General features: G+C 60.2%; 1 protein-coding gene. It reads right to left on the bottom strand.

From position 1 onward, the window contains the following. On the bottom strand, positions 1-174 hold a 174-nt coding region (locus tag SB772_RS44350), incomplete at its 3' end, for a DUF1653 domain-containing protein (protein ID WP_410839071.1). Positions 175-246: the final 72 nt, after the last annotated feature.

The following is a 246-nucleotide window of genomic DNA, read 5'->3' as shown; positions in this document are numbered from 1 at the left end:
CTCGTTGAACATCGCTTCCGGGCGTACCCACAGGCCGCGCGCATGCGGCCAAAGATGCTCGTACACGACCACCGATTCCTCGGTTTCGGAGTGACGGGCGACGCCGATGTAGCGATACAGCCCGCCCTTGTAGTGACGATGCGTGGCGAGCTGTTCGGCTTCCTGTTCGGTCATGATCTGCTTTCCTTCGGCAAAAACGAAAGCGCGTATTGTATGCGCTCGCTGCGCGTCAGCGCTTCGCGTAGA

This window comes from Paraburkholderia sp. SIMBA_030 (assembly GCF_046535245.1).
Classification (GTDB): Bacteria; Pseudomonadota; Gammaproteobacteria; order Burkholderiales; family Burkholderiaceae; genus Paraburkholderia.
This window is presented reverse-complemented; position numbering and strand designations above follow the sequence as displayed.